Here is a 777-nt window from a genome sequence, read left to right as displayed (position 1 = left end):
CTTAAACTAAAGGAATTCCTATAGTTAATTTTTCCCCGACTTGAGGTTAATTGTTCAATATTTGGTCTTTGATTCCCCCGTTTTGGGGGAACAGAGAGTGTTTTATGGCCGCTCATCAAGTTAGCCCCCAATACGTCCGGTAGGGTTCATTAGTGTTGCGAACAGCTCAATACGGCGGCTTACTTCCCTCAGTGCTTGTGTTGGTGATTGCCCTGCATTCCTTGCATCTTGAAAAGCAGCCTGTTCAATCTTCTGAATACAGACAAGTAACCCTAACTGTTGCTCGTCTGCGTTCTGGCGTTCACCATCCAGTAAACCCGCAAAGCGATTCTCAGTACGAGCAAGGTTGATGTAATGGTGACGTTCTGCGCCTAAATCCCTTAACGCATCGCGTGACTCATGGTAGTTCGGCAGATATTCACGGCGAATAGGTTCAGCCGCTCGCTTCTTAGCAAAGGCTTTTGTTACGTCCAGCTTAAAGTGAACCATCAGATCATGATCACGCCCTCGAACAAGGCGGCACATAAAATCGAACTGGTTTTCGTTGAGTAAATAATAGCGATTGTACTTAATTCCTCGCGCCCCAACCTCTTTCACTGCTGCGATTTCAAATGACGGCAGTGAACCAAACTCCCTTAGCTGCTTAATGTTGGCTTTGATTAGCTTGTATAAGCTACGGTGTTGTAATCCGACACGCTTTGCAAACAAGCGGCTATCTATTCTCGATTCAGTTCTGTGCTGAACTAAAATAGGCTCCTGGCTGTTTTCAGCGTAAGC

At 45.8% G+C, this 777-nt stretch carries 1 protein-coding gene; it reads right to left on the bottom strand.

Annotated elements, in window-relative coordinates:
• Positions 1-120 precede the first annotated feature (120 nt).
• Positions 121-777: Rha family transcriptional regulator (locus Xvie_RS20410; protein WP_139838938.1), on the bottom strand; the 657-nt coding region annotated here is incomplete at its 5' end.

Source organism: Xenorhabdus vietnamensis (assembly GCF_002127535.1).
Classification (GTDB): Bacteria; Pseudomonadota; Gammaproteobacteria; order Enterobacterales; family Enterobacteriaceae; genus Xenorhabdus; species Xenorhabdus vietnamensis.
Note: the sequence above shows the minus strand (reverse complement) of the source record. Positions and strands in the feature narration are given on the sequence as shown.